A 20,968-nucleotide genomic window follows, 5' to 3' on the forward strand; every position below is an offset into this window, starting at 1 on the left:
ACTGCGATTTCGTCGATTCTAATCATATAGAATTTAACTCGAAAGAAAAGGGTGTTAGATTTGACTTTTGTAGTACGCATTGGTTAGGTATTCTTTTAGTAAACCACATAAAAGGCGACGAATTATTAAATATTTTTATAGCCATATCAGAAGATAGAAAAATATATCGTGGAACTCAAAGACTAGTTATTCAATTTTTGGATTTTACTTATACTTCGTAGTTAACTACTCTGGATCAATTAATGTCAACTTACCCAACTACGTTTTGAATAATAATGGATTGCTAGGAAGTGCCGCTAGAAACAGTGGCACCTCTGTTTCAGAGCAACGTATGAAGAAATTTTAGTTGTAGTATTTATGAGAAAAATTGTACATATAGTATTTGTGATTTCTATATCTTTATTTTTTATTTCTGCTTGCAAGAGTAATGGAATAGTCAAAAGACAAAATAGCTGTGATGAGGGGCTTTTTGATAAATATATACAATATAGAAAAGATCTTTCAAGTAATAAAGATACTAGTTATTTTTTAATAAAAATTATTTATTTGGCAAAGAAAAGGATTTTAATAGTAAAAAAATATGTATGAAAAATTATTTTTGGATTTGATTTATAGTATAAACGAAAATCAAAAAGATGTTAGATCAATTTCTGGATTCTATATTGGCTGCTACAGTGATAGCTCTAGTATCTTAATAAAAATAAACTCACTTAATAGTTCTAGAAAGTTGGATTATTTTATGTTTGATTTTGTTGATGGCAAAGCTGTTAGTATTATTTATGGTAACTCTAATGGCGGTAAAATTGAGAATATGTTCTTGGATAAAAATATAAAATTCACAATTGTAAATCATGAATTCTATAAATAAATGTTAATGTCCCAATAGATTTGATTGAGTTATTCGAATCGTCTGATGTGACCGATTGGATAGATCAAGGAAATCATGGTGAGTGTGGTGGTAACATGTCGTCAGTGAACAATTGTATAAACACGGTCGCTTGCTCAGCGGGGAGCCGCGCTACCGCTGTCGGGATTAACACTGCTGCTTCCAGCTTAACTATCGCAATAAAGTTAACTAAATTAGGTATTCGCGAGAAGATCTTGACGATGGCGCTGAGTGACTCAGGGATTCGTTATATAATGCAGGTCTTGGGGGGAGCAAAAATACGGTGTTAGCAAATGCCTATAGGGGAGTAATTTTACTTGTAAATCAAATACTTAACTCCATTCCAAAGGGACAATGACAATTATAATATGCAGCAGTGTTCATGTAAAAAAATACCAAGGCTCCGACTTTTTTTATCTACGAAAACATGGCCTTATCAATGTAAAGAGTGTAAGGGATATAGCTATATAGAAGCTCATCTGGTTGATGCCTATATCAATTCTGGAATGGCTCTCATTCCTGCTGCCTTTATTCTATTCGCTTTATATAAAGGTTTAGGGTTACTGATTTTACTGATAATCCCGATTATTTTTAGGATGTTTGAGCTTTATTTGTTCAAAGTTAAATTTATTAATGAGGAAGAAAAACGCATCAGAGACCAGCGTACACCTCCTGGTATAGGTGCATTGATTTTCTTCGTTTTAATACTGCTGGCAATTCTTATCTATAATTATATCTGAAAGCTAGACTTTAAATATAAAGCTAGTTAGTAATTAACTTAACTAGCTTTACAAAAAAAATCAAACTAAACCTGTAACTCCGCCAAACTCCGATACAATTCCAAAGCCTCTGGATTCGCCAATGCATGGGTATTTTTCACTGGGCGATTATGTACCACTTCACGCACTGCTAATTCCACGATCTTACCGGATTTAGTCCGTGGGATAGCGGCCACTTGAATGATTTTGGCGGGAACATGGCGGGGGGTGCATTTAGTACGAATGGTGTCACGAATTTTCTTTTTTAAGGCTTCGTCTAAGCTATAACCTTCACGCAGCACGACGAATAAAACCACGCGCACATCATTATCCCAATCTTGGCCAATAGCGATGCTTTCAAGCACTTCTTCTAGCTGTTCGACATGACGATAAATCTCTGCCGTACCAATGCGCACGCCTCCAGGATTCAAAGTCGCATCCGAGCGCCCGAAAATAATCACCCCACCCTGTTCGGTAAGCTCCACATAATCGCCGTGATGCCAAACATTGGGGAAACGTGCGAAATAAGCATCATGGTATTTTTGCCCATCTTCATCGCCCCAAAAGAAGGCTGGCTGACTGGGGAAAGTCTTGGTACAAACTAATTCGCCCTTCTCACCTACTACTGGCTTGCCTTCATCATTAAAAACATCAACCGCCATCCCTAAACCACGGCACTGTGTTTCCCCACGATACACCGGCAGAATCGGGCAACCTAACACAAAGCAAGAAACAATATCTGTTCCACCTGAAATGGAAGATAAGCAGACATCTTGTTTAATCGAGCGATACACATAATCAAAACTTTCAGGTGCTAGCACTGAGCCTGTCGAACATAAAGTGCGTACTGTCGATAAATCATGGGTTTTAAGCGGTTCTAAACCTGCTTTGCTCAGCGCCTCTAAATATTTGGCTGAAGTTCCAAATAGAGTTACACCCACCTCTTGCGCATAATCCCACAGCACATTGCCATTCGGATAGAACGGTGAACCATCATACAGCACGAGCGTAGCTTGCGAGGCTAAGCCACTCGCGAGCCAATTCCACATCATCCAACCGCAAGTGGTGAAATAAAATACTTTATCGCCGGGGCGCACATCGCTTTGTAATTGATGCTCTTTCAGATGCTGAAGCAATACACCGCCAATTTTATGCGTAATGCATTTTGGCTTGCCCGTCGTACCAGAGGAATACAAAACATACAGCGGATCATTGAAGCCACAACGGACGAAATTGATTTCTTCAGACGGCTGTGTTTCTAGCACATTGGCCCAAGCCAAACCGGGTAAATCAGTCGTAGTACCTAATAAAGGAATTACTACAGTCTGTATTAAGCTTGGCAAGGCTTGCTTAACCGCTTCGACCTTGGCGCGAATATCAATCCGCTTCCCATTGTAGAAATAGCCATCGGTCGCAAACAAAACTTTGGGCGTAGTTTGGCCAAAGCGCTCAATCACGCTATCTTCACCAAAATCGGGAGAGGTCGAAGTCCAAATTGCCCCTAAACTAGTCGCAGCGAGCATAGCAATTATAGTTTCAGGCATATTCGGCAAATAGCCTGCAACCCGATCCCCTTTAACTACGCCTTGTTCTTTTAACCAATTGGCAACCCGTGAAACCTGATTATACAGTTGCTCATAACTCAGGCTGGAGCGTATTTGGTCTTCGGCTTTAAATTCAATGACGATGGTATCTTTGCCCGTTGCAGGTTCACGCAGCAGATTTTCAGCAAAGTTTAACTGAGCATCAGGGAACCACTGTGCACGCTCAATATCATGGCCATCGACTAAAATGCGTAAGCCTTTCTCGCCAATAATATTGGAAAAATCCCAAACCGCTGACCAAAACATTTCGCTGTTATCAATCGACCATTGATAGAGTTCTTGATAGGTTTTTAGATTATGTCCGCTGCGATCTTGAGCGAATTGGATGAAATCATCAATTAAGGCAGCATCCATGCGCTCAGGGCTGGGTGACCATAAGGGTGTAATTGGCTCCATCTTGTCTCCTCCAAATTTTTTATTTAGCTTGCTGGACTCGTCTGGCAAGCGCGGGGAAGCACTTGTAGGCGTAAGTTCGGGTCAATCGCCTCGCTCCACAATTTCACTGGAGTATTGCTCCCGAACGGCTCATCATAATCCAGCCATTGTACTTTACGCGGTATTTTCTGCTCGGTATAACGTGCATCGTAGCCTAAATAACGAATGTATTCAGCGTGCCGCTTAGCTTTATTCAAGTCTTCAAAAAAGCCTAAAGAAATCGCATTTTCATAAGGTCCTGAATCAATCACTAGTTGATCTTTTACATCAAACCGCTGCATATCCTGCACCACGGCTTCTGCTTCAGCGCGGGTGGGCAAAGGAGGGATATAGACTAAATAATTCAAGACTTCCATGGTTTGCAAAGAGCGCAAAGCGACTGACAAGCCATAACTGCGTACTTTATCTACCACCTGATCTGCTACACCTTGGCTTAGATAAGGTCCAATCGTATAACAGCTACTGGGTGAACTACCATTAGCACTGCTATACACAGCGGGCGCTATATCTTTGACTAGTTTTAGACTAGGTACCTTCGCTTCAGTCAATGGAGTTGGCTCAGGCACATCTTCTGGCCCCCAGAGATTCAGTGCCAAAAAGCCTAGATTCAGTAGCACTAAAATCACTAGCAAGGCTTGCATGCATCTTGCTCCGCCACATACTGTAAGCCCTCCATTAAAGCGTCTGGACAAGCTTGATGCACTAAGCGTAATTGTGGACTTAACAGCTCAGTATCACCCCCACACAGCAGCACCTGTGCAGGCTCCAGCATTTGCTCCTGCATACGTGTACAAATTCCCTCCAATGCTCCGACTAAGCTGAATAAGCAGCCGCTACCCATGCCTTGCAAAGTATTGTCATTAAAGACTTGAGGATGATCAAAAGGGGTAGCTGACATATGTGCAGCCTGAGTGCGCCGAATTAACGCATCACTGAGCAATTGTAAACCAGGCAAAATGACCCCACCTAAATGCTTACCGTCTGCTTGAATTGCATCAATAGTCACGGCAGTACCCGCATCAATAATAATCGCTGCCTGCTCCCCCAAAAGCTTACGTGCTGCTAGTAAACCGACAAATCGATCTGCTCCAAAATGTGCTGGATTGGGATAAACCACTTTAATCCCATAAGCACCTGCACGGGATTGCACCACAGTCAAAGACACTGATAATTGTGCACATAAAGCCTCTAGTCCCTCGGTAAAAGCCCCACCCAGTACATGCACCAATACGATTTTTTCAGCATCTTGTTGAGTCATGAGGGTTCGTAACTGCTGCAAAGCACCTGCTTGTGGGGTGTGCTCGCCATAGGCTAAAGCTTGTTGAGGGCTACGTTGACCTTGAGAGAAACTTGCCCATTTCAGGCGGGAATTACCTGCATCGATCAGAAGGGTTGTCACGAAAGCTGTCTCACCGAAACATCTGCTGAAGAAAAAGCTCTGCGGCTTCCATCCGCGAGTGCCACCTGCAATTGCCCTTGCTCATCTAATCCGCAAGCTCTCCCTTGCAGAACTTCTTTACCGGTATCAATCCGCACCGCTTGATCCGCCAGCCAATCCCAGCGCTGCCATTGTTGCTGAAACTCAAACATATTGAAGTGTGGAAAGGCTTGTAAGGCTGGGATTAATGCCTTGAGTATAGCTGCGATCAGGCGGTTGCGGTCAATGCTCTCTTGCAGGATTTCCGACAAATCGCACCATGCCTGATCAATACTAGTAATACTTGCACGCTGCATGCCGGTATTTAAACCAATTCCAATCACGACTTGCTGCAAAGGTTGCGCCGTTTGTAACAAAATCCCACCCAGCTTCTGACCCTGATAATAAATATCATTCGGCCATTTGAGCATTTGCCCCTGCAAACCATAAGCCGCTAAAGCCTCAGCGACCGCAACACCAACGACTAAACCTAAACAGCCATAATTCGCGGGTACTGCTTGAAAACACCAGCGCAAAGAAAAATAAATATTCCCGCTATTGGGCGATTGCCAAGTGCGGCCACGCCGCCCGCGCCCGGCAGTTTGTTCTTCCGCCAGACAGACACTGAAGCAAGTATTTGGCTGTTCTAATAGCCAGGTATTGGTCGAATCAAGGCTTGGAAAAATGTAAATCTGCTGCAACACAGCTTGCAGCTCAGGGGTAAGCTCAGTCAGGATTTGAGCTTGATTTAAGGGGGGCACGGCAGGCATAACAGGCTTGAGCAAGTAAAAACCTGACCTTAACTTAAATAGGCGTATAGGTATAGCTAATCGCGCAAACCTCGCTCACCACTGGCATTTTCCTTGCCTACACTTAAGCTTAGAGCTATGCGCCTGTTGATTGGCAAATGCACCAAAATGGCGCATTATCTATTCACCCAACACAGTTAAGAGGACAGTACACTATGGCGAATCTTCCCCAAGTCATCCGCATCGAAAATGGCGAACGTGTTCAAAATACTTTCTCAACAGCCGAATTCCAGAACCGCCAAGCCAAACTCCGTGCTTTGATGGCTGAACTTCAAGTCGACGCTGTATTGTTTACCTCGATTCACAATATTAATTATTACTCAGACTTTTTGTACTGCTCGTTTGGCCGACCTTATGGCTTGGTGGTAACGCAAGATAAAGTGGTGAGCATTTCTGCGAATATTGATGGTGGCCAACCGTGGCGACGCACGGCGGGCGATTACAATTTAGTTTATACCGATTGGCAGCGCGACAACTATTTCCGTGCGATACAACAAGAAATTAAAGATGGTCAGCGCGTTGGAGTTGAGCATGATCACATCACGCTGGAACGCTTGAATAAATTACAGGCTGCTCTGCCCTCTTCGCAAATTGTAGATATTGCAGCAGCGGCAATGCGCTTACGCATGATCAAATCCGCCGAAGAAATCGCGCATATCAAACAAGGCGCACAAGTCTGCGATATTGGTGGTGCTGCTTTAGTGGCAGCAGTACATGAAGGCGTAAGTGAACATGAAGTCGCGCTCGCTTCGACGCAAGCGATGGTGCGCGAAATTGCCAAGCGCTATCCCCACGGCGAATTGATGGATACTTGGACTTGGTTCCAATCCGGCATCAATACCGATGGCGCGCATAATCCGATCACGAGCCGCAAAGTCCAACACGGCGATATTCTCTCCCTCAACTGCTTCTCGATGATTGCAGGCTATTACACCGCTTTAGAACGCACTTTATTCTACGGCGATTGCGACGAAGCTTCGTTGAAACTTTGGGAAGCAAATGTGCATGTGCATGAAGAAGGCATCAAACTGATTAAACCGGGCGTGCGCTGCTGTGATATTGCTTTGGAATTAAATAAGATTTTTGCAGATTATGGCCTATTGCAATACCGCACTTTCGGTTATGGACATAGTTTCGGTGTGCTCAGCCATTATTATGGGCGTGAAGCGGGTTTAGAATTACGCGAAGATATTGAAACCGTGTTAGAACCAAATATGGTCATTTCAATGGAACCGATGATTATGCTCCCTGAAGGACTACCAGGTGCGGGGGGCTATCGGGAGCATGATATTTTGGTGTTAACGGAAGATGGTGCGGAGAATATTACGGGGTTCCCGTATGGGCCGGAGAGGAATATTATTCGATCTAACTAACACCCAAGCTAGTGAAGTGTTAGTTTAACACTTCACTAGCAGTATCTTCTATAAACAAAAAACCTCAGTCGACCTACCCGAATTTTTTAAATTATATAAAAATTATTCAATGAAAATTGAGTAAAAATCATATTTTTTGTTAGATCATGTATTTCTTAATATTCAGCATAACTTAAAGGCGCTAATGTAAAGTAGTTGCTTAGATAAAAATTGATATACCCTAAATTAATAAAAAACAAAAATATAGGTATCGTGCATGTCTGAGTTCCTCTCGCCAATTAAAGCATCAACTAACATCTTAGATCTTTTAGACCAACAAGACTTTCAGGAACAACAAGCTACAAGACTGACTGAGGCAGTATTTGGTGATGAGCAAAATACTGAAAAGACTGGGATTTTAATTACTAAGTTTGTTAGGTCATATGAAAAACATAAAAATGATATGACTTTGGAAACTTGGTTAGTCAAAGCCTTTCAAAGCTTCCCTAGTATTTGGAAAGATCAAGATGAATTGAGTCAAACAGCTCGTGAGCTTATCTCCACAGTTGAGAACAATAACGCAGCTAAGGTTTCCTTATATAACCATCTTGAGGCAGGTAAAAGTCGCGAAACTTGGTTAGCAACAAAATTAGAGGAAGGTGCCGCAGCTAGTGGTGTTGCTAATGTTGGTCAGTATGCGTCAGAGATTGATAAAGCCTTAAATCAAGCTAATGAGGCTATGGCAAAAACCGTTACCACTCAAAGCGGTAACATCAATATGGGAAGAAACCTTGATGGTTTTCTTGCTGAACAACACCATGTTGATACATTTAATTTAGAGGCAGCTGCACAAGGTAGCGGTTACCTCGCAAAAGTTTTGTCTCCTAATGGTGATGCTTATGGAAAAAACTCCATGGACATCGGTATTTATGATCAAGACGGTAAGCTGCTTAAACGCTATCAGGCTAAATACGGTCAAAATGCGGATAGCACTAGCCAATTGTTTGAGAAAGGTGACTATCGTGGACAACGTAAACTCGGACCTGCAGACCAGATTGATCAGCTCAACAATGCCACTGATAGCATCGAAATAGATGGTATTAGCTCGAAACCACTCACTAAAGAGCAAGCAAAAGCCTTACAAGAACAAGCACAAATTGAGCAGGAAATTAGACAGTATGAATGGAATGACGTCAATCGTGTTCAAATAGCTAAAGAAATCGGCAAAGGTGCTGTAATTGCTGCAGGTTTAACAGCTGGTTCGCAAGGGCTCCGAATTTTAGGGCGCCGTGCTTGGAACTTCATTACAGGCAAACAAAACCAACCTGTGAGTGAGGATTTGAAAGAGTTCTTTGAAAGCTCTATCAAAAGTGCTAGTCATGTTGGAACACAAGTTGCTGTATCAGGGGCTGTTTTAGTGGCGGCGAAAAGTGGCTGGATGGGTACAGTCTTAAAAAGTACCCCAGCAGGTCGTCTCGCTGATATAGCTTATCTCAGCATGGAAAATGCTAAGATTCTTTACAAATACGCCAAGGGTGAGTTAAGCGGCGTAGAAGCCTTAGATGCAATGGGCACGACCAATACCAGTCTAGTAGGGGGGTTAATGGGAGCAGTCAAAGGAGTCGCCTTGGGTGCTACTTTGGGCACTGTTTTGGGACCGGTTGGTAGTACAGTCGGGGGGCTTGTTGGTGGTGTAGTGGGTGGTATGGCAGGTAGCAAAATCGGCCAAGCTGTTTACGAAGGTGGTAAAAAAATTGTGACCACAGCCGTCAAAGCTGTGCAAAGTGTTGGAAGGGCAATAACAACTGGAGCGAAGGCAGTGGCAAGTAAGGTTGGTAGTTTTGTTAGTAAACTTTTTGGTTAAAGGGTGAAACAAGTTGAGCATTATAAAAACAATAAAATTCGATCTACCGCTTGACGGAACTAAAATCAAAAATCTTGAAGAATTACGTGAGCATTTTACAGCAGAAGTCCTTGATCTTTACTATAGTGGCCTACTAACTCGCTGGTTAGAAGCACGCAGATTAGAAGAGGAATTAGTAGCCATTCGAGCTATTCAAAATAGTTCTGATCGTTTTTCACTAATGAAAAAATTATGCGAAATTTTCAAAGTGGCGGCTGATGATCTGTTAATCGCTCTAACAATAGGCGAATCACCTGCAAAAGCTGAAGCAAACTTTAAAGAAATTAAAAACAGCTATAAGAAAAAAATCCATTTAGAGCTGGCGCCAGAGTATGACCAACTAGTTTACGAAATAGATAAAAGCTTTTACCATCTTATTAGATTAAATGTTATTAGTTCAAACAGATATTCTTATGAGATAGATGAACAGCATAAGAAAGATTACAAAAAGGGGGAATCTATTGGATATTCCTTCAGCGTTTATATTGCAGGTCGATATGAATCTCATATAACCACCTCCACAAAAACCCACCTTCATGACGCTTTTGGATGGTATCAGTGTTCAAAAAAACTAAAAGACTATAAAAAACATGCTTACTTATTTCGCTCTTTTCAAGAGCAGCGCATAGCAATGTTACGTATAGTTGCTAGCAATATTAATATTGAAATTATTCAAATAAAGTTAAATCAACGCGCATTGCTATTAGAAAAATTACTTGGCAAAATCCCAGAATCAAATTTTTCTCACACCCAATCCTTTTTTACAGATCTGGAGAAAGCTGATTTTTTAAATATTAATAAATTCGATGAAGATGAGCTAGAACTTCTATTTTTAGAAAAACCACCAATTACCTCCTCAAATACTAATACCCAAAGCACCATTCATTCAGAGCTTAAAAAAGCTACAGATTCTGCTTGAGCGTCTGCTGCAGCGTATATTTAATTCATTAAATCGACCTAACGATGACGATGACGATGACGATGACGATGACGATGACGACTATTAAACTTATAAAAACGTTTAGCTGACCAATTGCTGTAAAAAAAATCTAGCCTTATAGTTAAAAATAAAACTTACTACAGCATCATGCCAACTAAATACAAATAATATAAAACCGATATTAATATGAAAAAATTAGAAAAAGAATTACGCTCGCATATAGAGTCACATTATCCAGCACTGTATTTAGTTACTCACGAAAGGCATGAAGCTGACAAGCTAATCACTAACTTATCCGAAGGTCGCAAGAGTATTGAATGGAATATGGCTCGTGGTTTAGTCGATTTCAAAACCAAGCGTCCACTTATGGAATGGTGTGATCTAGCTACTGCTCTGGAGAATCTACTGGATCAAGAGCTGAATGAGCATTTTATTATATTACATGATATTCATTTAGGTTTAAAAGATCAGCCGCTTGCTATTGCACGCTTAAAATCACTACTCGAAAAAATACTAATTAATACTGAAGGGGTAGTTACAGTTTTTCTTATATCTTCTCAAATACTCATTCCTCTTGAAATAGAAAAATTTATTACTTTGTTTGATGTACCCTTGCCAGATGAAGATAGTATTCGTGATATTATTAAGCAATATGCAGCTGTTTACACGCCGGATGTTGAAGGTTCAACAATAACTAAATTAGCCCTAGCTTTTCAGGGCTTGACGCGTTACGAAATCGGCCAGTTAATTAATCGTGGTTATCAACGTGATGGGAATATCGGCCTTGAAGATCTGGATTTAGTCCAAACTGAAAAAGCACAAATCATTAAAAAAACTGGCATTCTTGAAATGCTAACGGTGAAAGAGAAGCTTGAGGATATCGGTGGTCTAGATCAGCTTAAACCTTGGCTGCAACAGAAAGCTAATGTCATGAGCAACTGGTCAGATGCACGTAGTTTTGGTGTAGAAATGCCTAAAGGAGTAATGATTGTAGGCATGCCAGGTTGTGGTAAATCCTTAACAGCCAAAGCGACTGCTGCTCTGTTTAATTTACCTCTACTCAAATTAGATATGGGCTCTTTAATGGGCAAATATGTTGGTGAAAGTGAAGGGAATATGCGCCGTGCCATCAAAATGGCGGAGGCAGTAAGCCCCTGTGTGTTGTGGGTGGACGAAGTAGAAAAGGCTTTTGTAGGCATTGGTAGCGGCGGATCAGGCTCAGAAGTAGCAACGCGTTTATTTGGCTACTTCTTGACCTGGATGCAAGAAAAAACGTCGCAGGTATTTGTCATCGCTACCGCCAATGATATTTCCGCTTTACCACCTGAGCTATTGCGTAAGGGGCGTTTCGACGAAATTTTCTATGTTGACTTTCCCAACAAAGCAGAACGCTTGGATATTTTCAAAGTCCATTTAACAAAGCGTCGTAAATTAGAAAATAGTATCAATCTTGAAAAACTAGCTAATAAAACCGATGGCTACTCAGGAGCAGATATTGAATCAATTGTGACTGAAGCAATTGAGCAAGCTTTTATTGACAATAAAACTAGTTTAACTACCGAACGCTTACTAAAAGTCGTTGATGCCACACATCCTCTAAAAGAAGTAATGAAAAACAAAGTTGAAGAGTACCAAAAACGCTTTGCCGAAATGAAGATTAAGCGTGCATCCAAAATCTAAAAGCCTATCTAGTTGCATCGTTACTAGCAGGTTTTCATAGTAGCGATGCAACTAGATAATTACTCAAGATTGGCTAAACTGAAAGCTTTAAACTCTCCACCTGCCCCTTCATCACATCCACAATCGCATACACGCCCACATGCCGATTCGGGCTTAAATTCTCCGCCAATTGCAGGCGCTCGAATAAATCATCAACATCCATCGCTAAGATAGCTTCAGGTGTTTTGCCAGAAAATAACTGCACCAATAGCGCGACTACGCCTTTGATAATCGCCGTGTCGCAATCGCCATTGAAATTTATTTTACTAGAGTCTTGGGTATCCCAATGCGGCTTGACCCAAACCTTACTCATGCAAGCTTTCACCCGATTGGCATCAATCTTTTCGGATTCAGGCATAGGCGGCAGCGCTTCGCCTAATTCAGTTAAATATTGATAGCGCTGTTCCCAATCATCCAGAAATTCAAAGTCACTGGCGATTTCATCAATTTCAGTCATGCTGTCTGCTTTTATACGTTAAAGGATTCGCCGCAGCCGCAAGCATCTTTTACATTCGGGTTGTTAAATTCTAAACCCTGATTCAAAGCATTATTGCGTACATAATCAATTTCGGTGCCATCTACATAAGGCAAGCTTTCCTGATCAACCACGACTTTAACACCGTGCTGGTCATAAACTTGATCATTTGCACCGAGCTGATCCACATAATCAACGACATACATAAAGCCGGTACAGCCACTTTTGCGCACGCCTAAACGCATACCAACCGCATGACCACGTTTGTCTAATTGCTGGCGAATATGCTGCGCCGCTTTTTCAGTAACACTAATCATTATTCACTCCTAATACATATCCAAGGCTAATAAAGCCTCTTCGCTCATGCGCTCTCTGCCCCAAGGTGGATCCCAGACCAAATTCACATTCACATCATTTACTTCGATTTTAGAACGTGCTGCGGTTTCCACCAAACCTGGCAAACTACCCGCTACGGGGCAAGCCGGACTAGTCAGGGTCATATCAATATCGACATTATTATTTTCATCTAGATCGATTCGATAAATCAGGCCAAGGTCATACACATTCACTGGAATTTCAGGATCGTAAACTTGGCGAATGGCAGCAATAATTTCGTCTTTCAGCCAAGCACGACGGGCAACATTTTCATCATCAAACTGCTCAGCTTTTTCGGCTTTAGTTAAGCGCGATAATTTAAACATGCATCCCTCCTAAAGATTCGCAGCAACAGGTGCTAAGCGCTCTTGTAAAATACTTAAAGCCTTGGTTTCTAAAGCAGGATAATCACAATGCGCAATCAATTCCGCCGCAAAGCCTTGGCAAATCATGCTCGTCGCTGCTGCTTTAGGAATCCCACGCGCCCGCAGATAAAACAGCATTTCAGGGTCAATCTGCCCGACCGTCGTACCATGACTACATTGCACATCATCCGCATAAATTTCTAAGCGCGGTTTGGTATCAATCTCCGAGTCACGCGACAGCAGCAAATTATCATTACTCAAACGCGCATCCGTTTTTTGGGCATCCTTTTTCACGAGGATATTGCCATCAAACACCGCTTTACCTTGCCCGTAAAGAATACCTTTAAAAGCCTCACGACTGCTGCAATCGGGGACAGAATGCAAAACATCCAAATGCATGGATTGCATCTGTTGATCACCCGCTAAATAGAAACCATTTAACTCACAATGGGCATGACCACCGCTAAAATCAAGATGGAATTCAGTCCGTGACCAAGCGCTGCCTAAAGCTAAAGTTGTGCCCTTATACACACTCGATGCTGCTTGCTGCACATGCAAGCTGCTTAAATGGCGGGTGCGCAAACTATCATTCTGTAAGCGGGGATGAATCAATTCAGCGCCTTCACTTAGGAATATTTCAGTCACGCCATTATGCATTCCTAATACATCAGCAAACTGCGCATGCTGTTCAAGCAGAGTTAGGTTGGCATTGGCTTCCACTTGTACCAACACCCGCGGATTGCTCAAAACTTCGCTATCAAAGCTGTAATTGATATGAAGCAGTTCAACCGGCTGGGTAAGCTTTTCAGTGACTCGCAGATAAACACCCGCGCCTGTTAAAGCAGCATTCACTGCCCCAAACAGGTGTAAACACTCACCGCTTAAACTGCCTAAGCGCTCAATACCTGCTGCCGACGTTTGAATTGCTTGTGCTAAATCCAAAACTTCTAAGCCAGCTTGGACAGGTAAAGTGGATAGCTCTGGCATAAAAAAGCCATTGAGCAAGACAATGCACACATGATCAGTGGGCGTGACGCGTAAAGCAGCCACATCTTCAGGCACTAATAAACCGTCTTCACGGCTAGCAGCGGCAAACTGATAATCCAGCACGGGCGCAAGGGGTGTATAGCGCCAAGCCTCTTGCTTGCGATTCGGCAGCTCCACCAAGCTCAAACGCTGCTGACCCACTGCTTGATAAACATGCGCCTTGGGTGCAGTGGCCGCTAAAGTTTGATAGTGATCCAGCAAAGCAGCACTCATGCTGCGGCCTCCTGTTGCAACCAGCCATAACCCTTTTCTTCCAGCTCTAAAGCTAAGGATTTATCACCAGAACGAATGATCCGTCCACCACTTAACACATGCACATAATCTGGTTGGATATAATCGAGTAAACGTTGATAGTGGGTAATGACTAACATGGAGCGCTCAGGGCTACGCAAACTATTCACGCCCATCGATACCATTTTTAAGGCATCAATATCTAAGCCGGAATCCGTTTCATCTAAGATCGCTAAAGAAGGCTCTAGCAGCGTCATCTGCAAAATTTCATTGCGCTTCATTTCCCCACCAGAGAAACCCGTATTCACTGAACGCTTTAATAAAGCCTCATTCATTTCCAGCGCCTTTAATTTAGTCCGCACCAGTTTCATAAAATTTAGGGAATTTAATTCTGGCTCACCGCGTGCTTTACGAATCGCATTTAAAGAAGCTTGCATGAAATAAGTGTTATTCACGCCCGGCAATTCCACCGGATATTGGAAAGCCATGAAAATACCTTGATGCGCACGCTCTTCGGGTGACATATCTAATAGATTTTCACCTTTATAAGTGACTGTACCGCTGGTGACTTCGTATTCTTCGCGCCCCGCTAGGACTTTGGATAATGTGCTTTTACCTGAGCCATTCGGCCCCATAATCGCATGCACTTCACCCGCGCCCATCTCGAGGCTTAAACCTTTGAGAATTTCTTTGCCGTTGATGCTGGCGTGTAAATCTTTAATTGAGAGCATATTTCTTCCTTTATTAACCTACCGCGCCTTCTAAACTAATCGCGAGCAATTTACGCGCTTCCACGGCGAACTCCATCGGCAGCTCGTTGAAGACTTCTTTACAGAAGCCATTCACAATCATCGACACCGCATCTTCTTCGGATAAACCGCGTTGACGGCAATAGAACAATTGATCCTCACCAATCTTGGAGGTCGTGGCCTCATGCTCGACTTTAGCGGTGGGATTAGCGACTTCAATATACGGAAAAGTGTGCGCCCCACATTTATCGCCAATTAAAAGCGAGTCGCATTGGGTATGATTGCGCCCATTTTCCGCACCCTTATTCATCCGCACTAAACCGCGATAAGCATTCTGCCCACGATCCGCTGAAATCCCCTTGGAAACAATCGTGCTCGTAGTGTTTTTTCCGATATGGAACATCTTCGTTCCGGTATCCGCTTGCTGCGCACCCCGGGTCACTGCGACTGAATAAAACTCACCAATCGAATCATCACCTTTCAGCACACAGCTAGGGTATTTCCAAGTGATGGATGAACCTGTTTCGACTTGCGTCCAAGAAATCCGCGAACGATCACCCGCACACACACCGCGTTTAGTGACAAAGTTATAAATCCCACCTTTGCCATTCTCATCACCCGGATACCAGTTTTGTACGGTCGAATATTTGATATAAGCATCTTCCAAAGCGATTAATTCGACTACCGCTGCATGTAACTGATTTTCATCACGTTGCGGCGCGGTACAGCCCTCAAGGTAACTGACATAACTGCCTTTATCGGCAATAATTAAAGTTCGTTCAAACTGCCCTGTATTGCGCTCATTAATCCGAAAATAAGTGGAAAGCTCCATCGGACAGCGGGTATTTTCTGGGATATAAACAAAGGTACCATCGGTGAAAACCGCAGCATTCAGCGCAGCAAAATAGTTATCCGTTTGCGGAACTACTGTACCTAGATACTTTTTGATCAGTTCTGGATGTTCGCGCATCGCTTCTGAAATCGAGCAGAAAATTACTCCTGCTTCCGCCAATTGCTTACGAAAAGTCGTCGCTACCGACACGCTATCAAACACGGCATCAACGGCAACACCTGCGAGCATCTTCTGCTCTTCTAGCGGAATCCCCAACTTTTCATACACACGCAGCAATTCAGGATCCACTTCATCCAAGCTTTTGGGCGCATCGCCTGCCGATTTAGGCGCAGAAAAATAGGAAATCGCTTGATAGTCGATCTTGGTATACTTTAAATGCGCCCAGTCTGGCTCTTCCATTGCGAGCCAATTCTGGTATGCTTCCAGCCGCCATTCCAACATGAACTCTGGCTCATTCTTACGCGCAGAAATATAGCGAATGACTGATTCATCCAGCCCCGGTGGTACTGTTTCTGATTCAATGTTAGAAACAAAACCCGCTTCGTAGCCTGCTTTAGCTAGCTCAGCTAGTTGTTGCTCTGCAGCATCCATCACCCTCACCTTTGCAATAACCAAGCAATTTAGTCGGGAATATACGCGAAATTCAGCTAGTTTGCCAATAGGCTTGTGATTGCTCGGGAATCTTTCAGGATGTTTCTTGATAATGATTCGATAAACTGCATTTTTTTCTTCTGCAATCTCTTACAATCTTCAGGATGCTAGTTTTCAGTGAGTCACTCATGCGTATTTTTTCTGCCGATCAAACTGCTGCTGCGCTCCCTTATCCGACGTTAATCGCCAAAATTAGCGAGCTATTCGCAGCAGGACTGAAAGCACCTTTACGTCATCACCACACACTGGCTAATCCCCAAGGCCAAGAGGCTACTTTACTCTTAATGCCTGCATGGCAAGGCCAGCAAGGTTTTGGTGGCGTAAAAATAGCCAATATTCATCCTGATAATGCGAAACGTGGTTTACCTGCTGTTATTGCGAGCTACTTATTATTTCGTGAAGATACTGGTGAGCATCTAGCTCTATTGAATGGTTCAGTCTTAACCGCACGGCGTACTGCTGCTGCCTCTGCTTTGGGTGCACGTTATTTAGCTAACCCCACCTCTCAAACACTATTAATCCTTGGTGCTGGACGCGTTGCCCGTGAACTACCCGAAGCTTTTTCCAGTCTTTTTCCTCTCAAACGTATTCTGATCTGGAATCGTAGTGCCACGCGTGCACAAAGCTTAGTGAATCAGCTACAAGCATTGCAGTGTTGGGAAGTTGAACTAGTCAGCGATTTAAAAGCTGCGGTTGAACAAGCAGAGATTATTAGTTGTGCGACTTTAGCCCAGCAAGCAGTATTACTCGGAGCTTGGCTACAGAGTGGACAGCACGTAGATCTAATTGGCTCTTTCACCCCACAAATGCGTGAAGTCGATGACGAAACAATGCAAAAAGCACTAGTTTATATCGATACAGAAGCCGCCTTGCATGAGTCGGGCGATTTATTGATTCCTATGCAAACCGGAGCATTACACCCTAGGAATATTTGTGGCAGTTTTTATGATTTATGCAAACTTGAGCACAGTCTACACGATCCTAAACTAATAACCCTCTTCAAAGGCGTTGGTCATGCTGTAGAAGACCTAGCCGCTGCGATTGTGGCGTATCAAGCGCAATCTAAGATGGAGTAAAATAAATTTATTTTACCTCTTGCATCGTTGAGCATTTTGGTACTATATTGGATCTTATCCTATGCGAGGGATACTTTTTAACTAGTTCATCTAAATAAATCTAGTTTTTTTCATTAAGCTAAATTTCTTTTAAGAATGAACCGTTTGATCTCGTCAATATTAACTACTTAAGGCATAGTATTTTAAGTATTTGCTTTATAACTCCCTCTGCTAGGCTGATTAGGCTTTATCTTTGATAAACCCAATATTCAGTGAAGATGACTCCTGAAATAATAAACCCAATAGCTCCCCAGCTATGTTTTCCTCAACCTGACCTAGCGTAGTAAACTCCTAATTCACCCTTAGAGCGCTAGGTTCAGGTTTTTCTAATAAGAAATCTACAAAAGCTTGATTGGCTCGGGATAGATAACCGTCACGTCGCCAAGCAATGCACAAATCTAGCCAAACGGGTTCGGCAAAGGGTAAATCCACTAATTCAGGATCATTTTCTAAAGCCATCGCCAGCAAAGTTGAGATGCCAAAGCCTTGTTTAATAATCGATTTGATTAAAGGAATGAGATTGGTTTCAAAGCCAATCACGGGTTTAATGCCCACCTCCGCAGATAAACGATCCACAATTTTGCGATGAAAATAGCCATTGCGAAATAGAACTAACTCTTCTTTAAAAAAATCCTCAATGCTGACAGCTGTTTGTTGAGCCAAAGGATGCTCGCGCCCAACCACAACGCGCATTTCCTCACGCACAAGCACCCGCGCCTCCAATTCTTCCGGCAAGAAGTCCTGCACGATCACTGCCAAATCCAGCTGAGCTGTTTCTAACATTTGCTGTAATTGCCAAGTGCCACCTTCAATCACTTGCAAGCTGATATGCGGATAACGATGCCGAAAAGCCATCAGGATGGGCGGAAAATAATAAGACCCCATCATCCCTGGAATGCCTACTCGTACCTCGCCTTTGCTTAAGCCTTTCAGTTCTTGCATTTCCAGACGCGCATCGTCGACTGCCTGCAGAATCCGTTGTGTATGCAGCCATAAACGTTCGCCTTCTGCCGTCAAACTTACTTTGCGGTCATGGCGTTGAAAAAGTTGCAGCTCTAATTCCGCTTCCAGCTTACGAATAGCCACACTAATCGCGGGCTGTGCAATATGCAGGGCTTCAGCAGCTCGAGTGAAGCTCCCTAAGCGCACTATTTCATGGAAATAGCGCAGTTGTTTTAAATCCACTGGTCGACCTTATCGGTAAACAAAAATTATCGAAACCATGTTTATTATATATTTTATTAATTGTTGCACTGCATTTATTGTGGGCTGAGTTAAAACATGGACAGAGCACAATGATCACAACCGGTACTCGAGAGTTTTGGTTTGCCACCTTCGCCTTGGCTTTAGGCTCTTTTATGATTTTTGCCAATGTGCATATGACGCAGCCGCTTTTGCCACAATTAGCCCAAACCTTCCATTTAAGCCCGTTGCAAGCGAGTTGGAGCCTGACAGTCACGATTTCTATGCTGGGTTTATCTTTATTAATTTATGGCCCCTTGTCTGATGCACTTGGGCGTAAAAATATTATGGCTGTGACTTTACTCGGTGCTGTAGCGACGACCTTAGCCATTTCCCAAGTCGAAACGTATAGCAGTTTATTAGTCTTGCGTGGCCTCCAAGGTTTCTTCCTTGGAGGTTTACCAGCGATTGCTATTGCTTATTTAGGGGATGAATTTGAACGGAAAGCAGTGTTGGTAGCGGTAGGTTTATATATTAGTGCGAATAGTTTAGGTGGTGTCACCGGCCGCTTGGTAAGTGGCTTTGTGGGTGAGCATTATGACTGGCAAATGGTATTCCTTGTTTTAGGTTTTAGTAGTTTAGGCTTAGTGCTGCTATTTATCTGGCTTCTTCCAGCCTCTAAACATTTTCAAGCGAAGGCTTTTCATCCCCGCTCAGTCTTGGCTGATATGCGCAGTCATTTGCAAAATCCGCTGCTTCTGACTGCCTATTTAATTGGCGGCTTGAATATGATGATTTTCTTAAGCCTATATAGTTACATTACTTTCGTACTCGCTGACGCGCCCTATCATTTGTCTATCCATGCTTTGGGAATGCTATTTCTAACTTATTTGACTGGTAGTTTTGCCTCCGCTTGGTCAGGCCGTGCAGCTTTATGGCTCAGCCAGCCAATTTGCATGATTTTAGGTATCTTATTATTGATGCTTGGCACTCTTCTAACGTTGGCAGGCAGTTTACCCATGATTGTGAGTGGCTTTCTGGTTAATAGCTTTGGTTTTTTCTTAACACACTCGACTCTAAGTAGCTGGGTGAGCCAACATGCCTTGAAAGCGCGCGCTAGTGCCTCCTCTTTGTATTTAGTGTTTTATTATTTAGGTGCTAGTTTAGGTAGCTTTTATCTGGAACCATTTTGGCAATGGGCAGGCTGGGCAGGGGTGGTGAGTGCCTCCTTAGGGATTTTTGCTATGACTTTAAGTGCAGCCTTATGGCTACACTTTCGTCAAACACGCGTAACAAAGGCTTTAGTTGGGCAGTCTTAACGCTTCCAACTCGGATCACGTTTTTCCAAAAAGGCATTCACCCCTTCAATGGTGTCATCCAAGTAGAAATTACAAGTGATCGCTTCATTAGCTAACTCATAGGCAGTTGCTAAAGGCTGATTGAGCTGTTTATAGAATAGTTCTTTGCCCATTGTTACCGCTTCTGGTGGTTTAGCAGCAATTTTGGCTGCCATGGTAGCGACCGCGTGATCCAGCTCTTCGGCAGCAACAACTTGATTGACCAAACCATACGATTTTGCGGTAGCTGCATCAATAAAGTCCCCAGTCAATAACATTTCCAGCGCTTGTTTGCGGCCAAGATTACGGCTTAAAGCCACTGCAGGAGTGGAGCAAAACAGACCTAAATTAATCCCTGAGACTGCAAACTTAGCTTTGTCACTGGCGATGGCTAAATCACAGGCTGCGACTAACTGACAGCCTGCGGCAGTGGCTACTGCCTGTACACTGGCAATAATCGGTTGTGGCAGAGTCTCTAGACGCTGCATCATCGCGCCACATTGACTAAATAATTGTTTAGTCAGTTTGGGGTCATCTGCTTCGCGCATTTCTTTTAAATCGTGCCCAACGCAAAATGCTCGTCCATTAGCTTTAATCACCACTACACGCACACTGCTGTCACTACGTATCGCATCCAATTGAGCTGTTAAAGCCTCGATCAGGCCTGCTGAAAGTGCATTAAATTTATCCGGACGATTTAAAGTTAAAGTACAAATCCCCGCTTGGTCATCACGTAAGACCAAACTATCAGTTGTCGTTTGCATA

The 20,968-nt window shown here is 43.0% G+C and carries 20 protein-coding genes; 8 read left to right on the forward strand and 12 right to left on the reverse strand.

Going from position 1 to position 20,968, the window contains the following annotated elements; genetic code table 11:
• Positions 1-580 precede the first annotated feature (580 nt).
• Positions 581-868 carry a hypothetical protein gene (locus tag Q0230_RS04370; protein WP_298608559.1) on the forward strand — a complete coding sequence of 96 codons (288 nt, stop codon included), beginning with the start codon at positions 581-583 and terminating at the stop codon, positions 866-868.
• Positions 869-1,254: 386 nt separating this feature from the next.
• Positions 1,255-1,626, forward strand: a complete 372-nt coding sequence (locus Q0230_RS04375; protein WP_298608561.1) for a hypothetical protein — start codon at positions 1,255-1,257, stop codon at positions 1,624-1,626.
• Positions 1,627-1,691: 65 nt separating this feature from the next.
• Here the strand turns inward: Q0230_RS04375 and Q0230_RS04380 are convergent, their stop codons facing one another.
• The 4 genes from Q0230_RS04380 to Q0230_RS04395 are packed head-to-tail and all read right to left on the reverse strand — an operon-like array spanning position 1,692 to position 5,885.
• Entirely contained in the window at positions 1,692-3,644 is a 1,953-nt protein-coding gene (locus Q0230_RS04380; protein ID WP_298608563.1) for an acetoacetate--CoA ligase, read from the reverse strand.
• Positions 3,645-3,667: 23 nt separating this feature from the next.
• Complete coding sequence (locus tag Q0230_RS04385) at positions 3,668-4,324, reverse strand: SPOR domain-containing protein (protein ID WP_298608564.1); 657 nt, start codon at positions 4,322-4,324, stop codon at positions 3,668-3,670.
• Complete coding sequence (locus Q0230_RS04390) at positions 4,309-5,082, reverse strand: type III pantothenate kinase (RefSeq protein ID WP_298608566.1); 774 nt, start codon at positions 5,080-5,082, stop codon at positions 4,309-4,311. Before Q0230_RS04390 ends, Q0230_RS04385 begins: the two co-directional genes overlap by 16 nt.
• Positions 5,079-5,885, reverse strand: coding sequence for a biotin--[acetyl-CoA-carboxylase] ligase (locus Q0230_RS04395; RefSeq protein ID WP_298608567.1), 807 nt, complete (start codon positions 5,883-5,885; stop codon positions 5,079-5,081). The genes Q0230_RS04390 and Q0230_RS04395 overlap by 4 nt, the downstream gene beginning before the upstream one ends.
• Positions 5,886-6,064: 179 nt before the next feature.
• Between Q0230_RS04395 and Q0230_RS04400 the strand changes: the two genes are divergently transcribed.
• From Q0230_RS04400 to Q0230_RS04415, 4 genes are all read left to right on the forward strand, one after another.
• Positions 6,065-7,282, forward strand: a complete 1,218-nt coding sequence (locus tag Q0230_RS04400) for a M24 family metallopeptidase (protein ID WP_298608569.1) — start codon at positions 6,065-6,067, stop codon at positions 7,280-7,282.
• Positions 7,283-7,538: 256 nt separating this feature from the next.
• Positions 7,539-9,125, forward strand: a complete 1,587-nt coding sequence (locus tag Q0230_RS04405; protein ID WP_298608571.1) for a hypothetical protein — start codon at positions 7,539-7,541, stop codon at positions 9,123-9,125.
• Between the two features lie 13 nt (positions 9,126-9,138).
• Positions 9,139-10,083 carry a hypothetical protein gene (locus Q0230_RS04410; protein WP_298608572.1) on the forward strand — a complete coding sequence of 315 codons (945 nt, stop codon included), beginning with the start codon at positions 9,139-9,141 and terminating at the stop codon, positions 10,081-10,083.
• A gap of 207 nt (positions 10,084-10,290) precedes the next feature.
• Positions 10,291-11,784 carry an AAA family ATPase gene (locus tag Q0230_RS04415; RefSeq protein ID WP_298608573.1) on the forward strand — a complete coding sequence of 498 codons (1,494 nt, stop codon included), beginning with the start codon at positions 10,291-10,293 and terminating at the stop codon, positions 11,782-11,784.
• A 73-nt stretch (positions 11,785-11,857) separates the two neighbouring features.
• Here the strand turns inward: Q0230_RS04415 and Q0230_RS04420 are convergent, their stop codons facing one another.
• Genes Q0230_RS04420 through sufB form a run of 6 tightly spaced genes read right to left on the reverse strand, consistent with a single transcriptional unit; the run spans position 11,858 to position 16,509 of the window.
• Positions 11,858-12,280: a SufE family protein gene (locus Q0230_RS04420; protein ID WP_298608575.1), complete on the reverse strand. Its 423-nt coding sequence runs from the start codon at positions 12,278-12,280 to the stop codon at positions 11,858-11,860.
• A gap of 11 nt (positions 12,281-12,291) precedes the next feature.
• Positions 12,292-12,618, reverse strand: a complete 327-nt coding sequence (locus Q0230_RS04425; protein ID WP_298608637.1) for an iron-sulfur cluster assembly accessory protein — start codon at positions 12,616-12,618, stop codon at positions 12,292-12,294.
• A 6-nt stretch (positions 12,619-12,624) separates the two neighbouring features.
• A complete protein-coding gene (locus Q0230_RS04430) occupies positions 12,625-12,999 on the reverse strand; it encodes a DUF59 domain-containing protein (protein WP_298608576.1) in 375 nt (124 codons plus the stop codon).
• A 9-nt stretch (positions 13,000-13,008) separates the two neighbouring features.
• On the reverse strand, positions 13,009-14,298 hold the full coding sequence (gene sufD / locus Q0230_RS04435; RefSeq protein ID WP_298608578.1) for a Fe-S cluster assembly protein SufD: 1,290 nt from the start codon (positions 14,296-14,298) through the stop codon (positions 13,009-13,011).
• Positions 14,295-15,047 carry a Fe-S cluster assembly ATPase SufC gene (gene sufC / locus Q0230_RS04440; RefSeq protein ID WP_298608579.1) on the reverse strand — a complete coding sequence of 251 codons (753 nt, stop codon included), beginning with the start codon at positions 15,045-15,047 and terminating at the stop codon, positions 14,295-14,297. The genes sufD and sufC overlap by 4 nt, the downstream gene beginning before the upstream one ends.
• A gap of 13 nt (positions 15,048-15,060) precedes the next feature.
• Positions 15,061-16,509, reverse strand: coding sequence for a Fe-S cluster assembly protein SufB (gene sufB, locus Q0230_RS04445; RefSeq protein ID WP_298608581.1), 1,449 nt, complete (start codon positions 16,507-16,509; stop codon positions 15,061-15,063).
• 188 nt (positions 16,510-16,697) lie between these two features.
• Here sufB and Q0230_RS04450 point away from each other — a divergent pair, with 188 nt between their 5' ends.
• Positions 16,698-17,645 (forward strand): ornithine cyclodeaminase family protein, encoded by a 948-nt coding sequence (locus Q0230_RS04450; protein WP_298608582.1) that lies wholly within the window; start codon positions 16,698-16,700, stop codon positions 17,643-17,645.
• A 330-nt stretch (positions 17,646-17,975) separates the two neighbouring features.
• On the opposite strand, the gene Q0230_RS04455 is transcribed toward Q0230_RS04450, so the two are convergent.
• On the reverse strand, positions 17,976-18,869 hold the full coding sequence (locus tag Q0230_RS04455; RefSeq protein WP_298608584.1) for a LysR family transcriptional regulator: 894 nt from the start codon (positions 18,867-18,869) through the stop codon (positions 17,976-17,978).
• 110 nt (positions 18,870-18,979) lie between these two features.
• On the opposite strand from Q0230_RS04455, the gene Q0230_RS04460 reads away from it, so the two are divergent.
• Complete coding sequence (locus Q0230_RS04460; protein WP_298608587.1) at positions 18,980-20,185, forward strand: MFS transporter; 1,206 nt, start codon at positions 18,980-18,982, stop codon at positions 20,183-20,185.
• Here the strand turns inward: Q0230_RS04460 and Q0230_RS04465 are convergent.
• The gene (locus Q0230_RS04465; protein ID WP_298608589.1) at positions 20,182-20,967 is read right to left on the reverse strand and encodes an enoyl-CoA hydratase; all 786 of its coding nucleotides are present in this window, start codon (positions 20,965-20,967) and stop codon (positions 20,182-20,184) included. The genes Q0230_RS04460 and Q0230_RS04465 overlap by 4 nt on opposite strands.
• Position 20,968: the final 1 nt, after the last annotated feature.

The organism is uncultured Thiothrix sp., from assembly GCF_937876535.1.
Taxonomy (GTDB): domain Bacteria; phylum Pseudomonadota; class Gammaproteobacteria; order Thiotrichales; family Thiotrichaceae; genus Thiolinea.

Coding starts and splice junctions, on each gene's coding strand:
- Q0230_RS04385 (WP_298608564.1), bottom strand. CDS start 4,324: ATGCAAGCCTTGCTAGTGATTTTAGTGCTACTGAATCTAGGCTTTTTG.
- Q0230_RS04450 (WP_298608582.1), top strand. CDS start 16,698: ATGCGTATTTTTTCTGCCGATCAAACTGCTGCTGCGCTCCCTTATCCG.
- Q0230_RS04420 (WP_298608575.1), bottom strand. CDS start 12,280: ATGACTGAAATTGATGAAATCGCCAGTGACTTTGAATTTCTGGATGAT.
- Q0230_RS04405 (WP_298608571.1), top strand. CDS start 7,539: ATGTCTGAGTTCCTCTCGCCAATTAAAGCATCAACTAACATCTTAGAT.
- sufC (WP_298608579.1), bottom strand. CDS start 15,047: ATGCTCTCAATTAAAGATTTACACGCCAGCATCAACGGCAAAGAAATT.
- Q0230_RS04370 (WP_298608559.1), top strand. CDS start 581: ATGTATGAAAAATTATTTTTGGATTTGATTTATAGTATAAACGAAAAT.
- Q0230_RS04400 (WP_298608569.1), top strand. CDS start 6,065: ATGGCGAATCTTCCCCAAGTCATCCGCATCGAAAATGGCGAACGTGTT.
- sufD (WP_298608578.1), bottom strand. CDS start 14,298: ATGAGTGCTGCTTTGCTGGATCACTATCAAACTTTAGCGGCCACTGCA.
- Q0230_RS04375 (WP_298608561.1), top strand. CDS start 1,255: ATGCAGCAGTGTTCATGTAAAAAAATACCAAGGCTCCGACTTTTTTTA.
- Q0230_RS04430 (WP_298608576.1), bottom strand. CDS start 12,999: ATGTTTAAATTATCGCGCTTAACTAAAGCCGAAAAAGCTGAGCAGTTT.
- Q0230_RS04415 (WP_298608573.1), top strand. CDS start 10,291: ATGAAAAAATTAGAAAAAGAATTACGCTCGCATATAGAGTCACATTAT.
- sufB (WP_298608581.1), bottom strand. CDS start 16,509: ATGGATGCTGCAGAGCAACAACTAGCTGAGCTAGCTAAAGCAGGCTAC.
- Q0230_RS04380 (WP_298608563.1), bottom strand. CDS start 3,644: ATGGAGCCAATTACACCCTTATGGTCACCCAGCCCTGAGCGCATGGAT.
- Q0230_RS04465 (WP_298608589.1), bottom strand. CDS start 20,967: ATGCAAACGACAACTGATAGTTTGGTCTTACGTGATGACCAAGCGGGG.
- Q0230_RS04460 (WP_298608587.1), top strand. CDS start 18,980: ATGATCACAACCGGTACTCGAGAGTTTTGGTTTGCCACCTTCGCCTTG.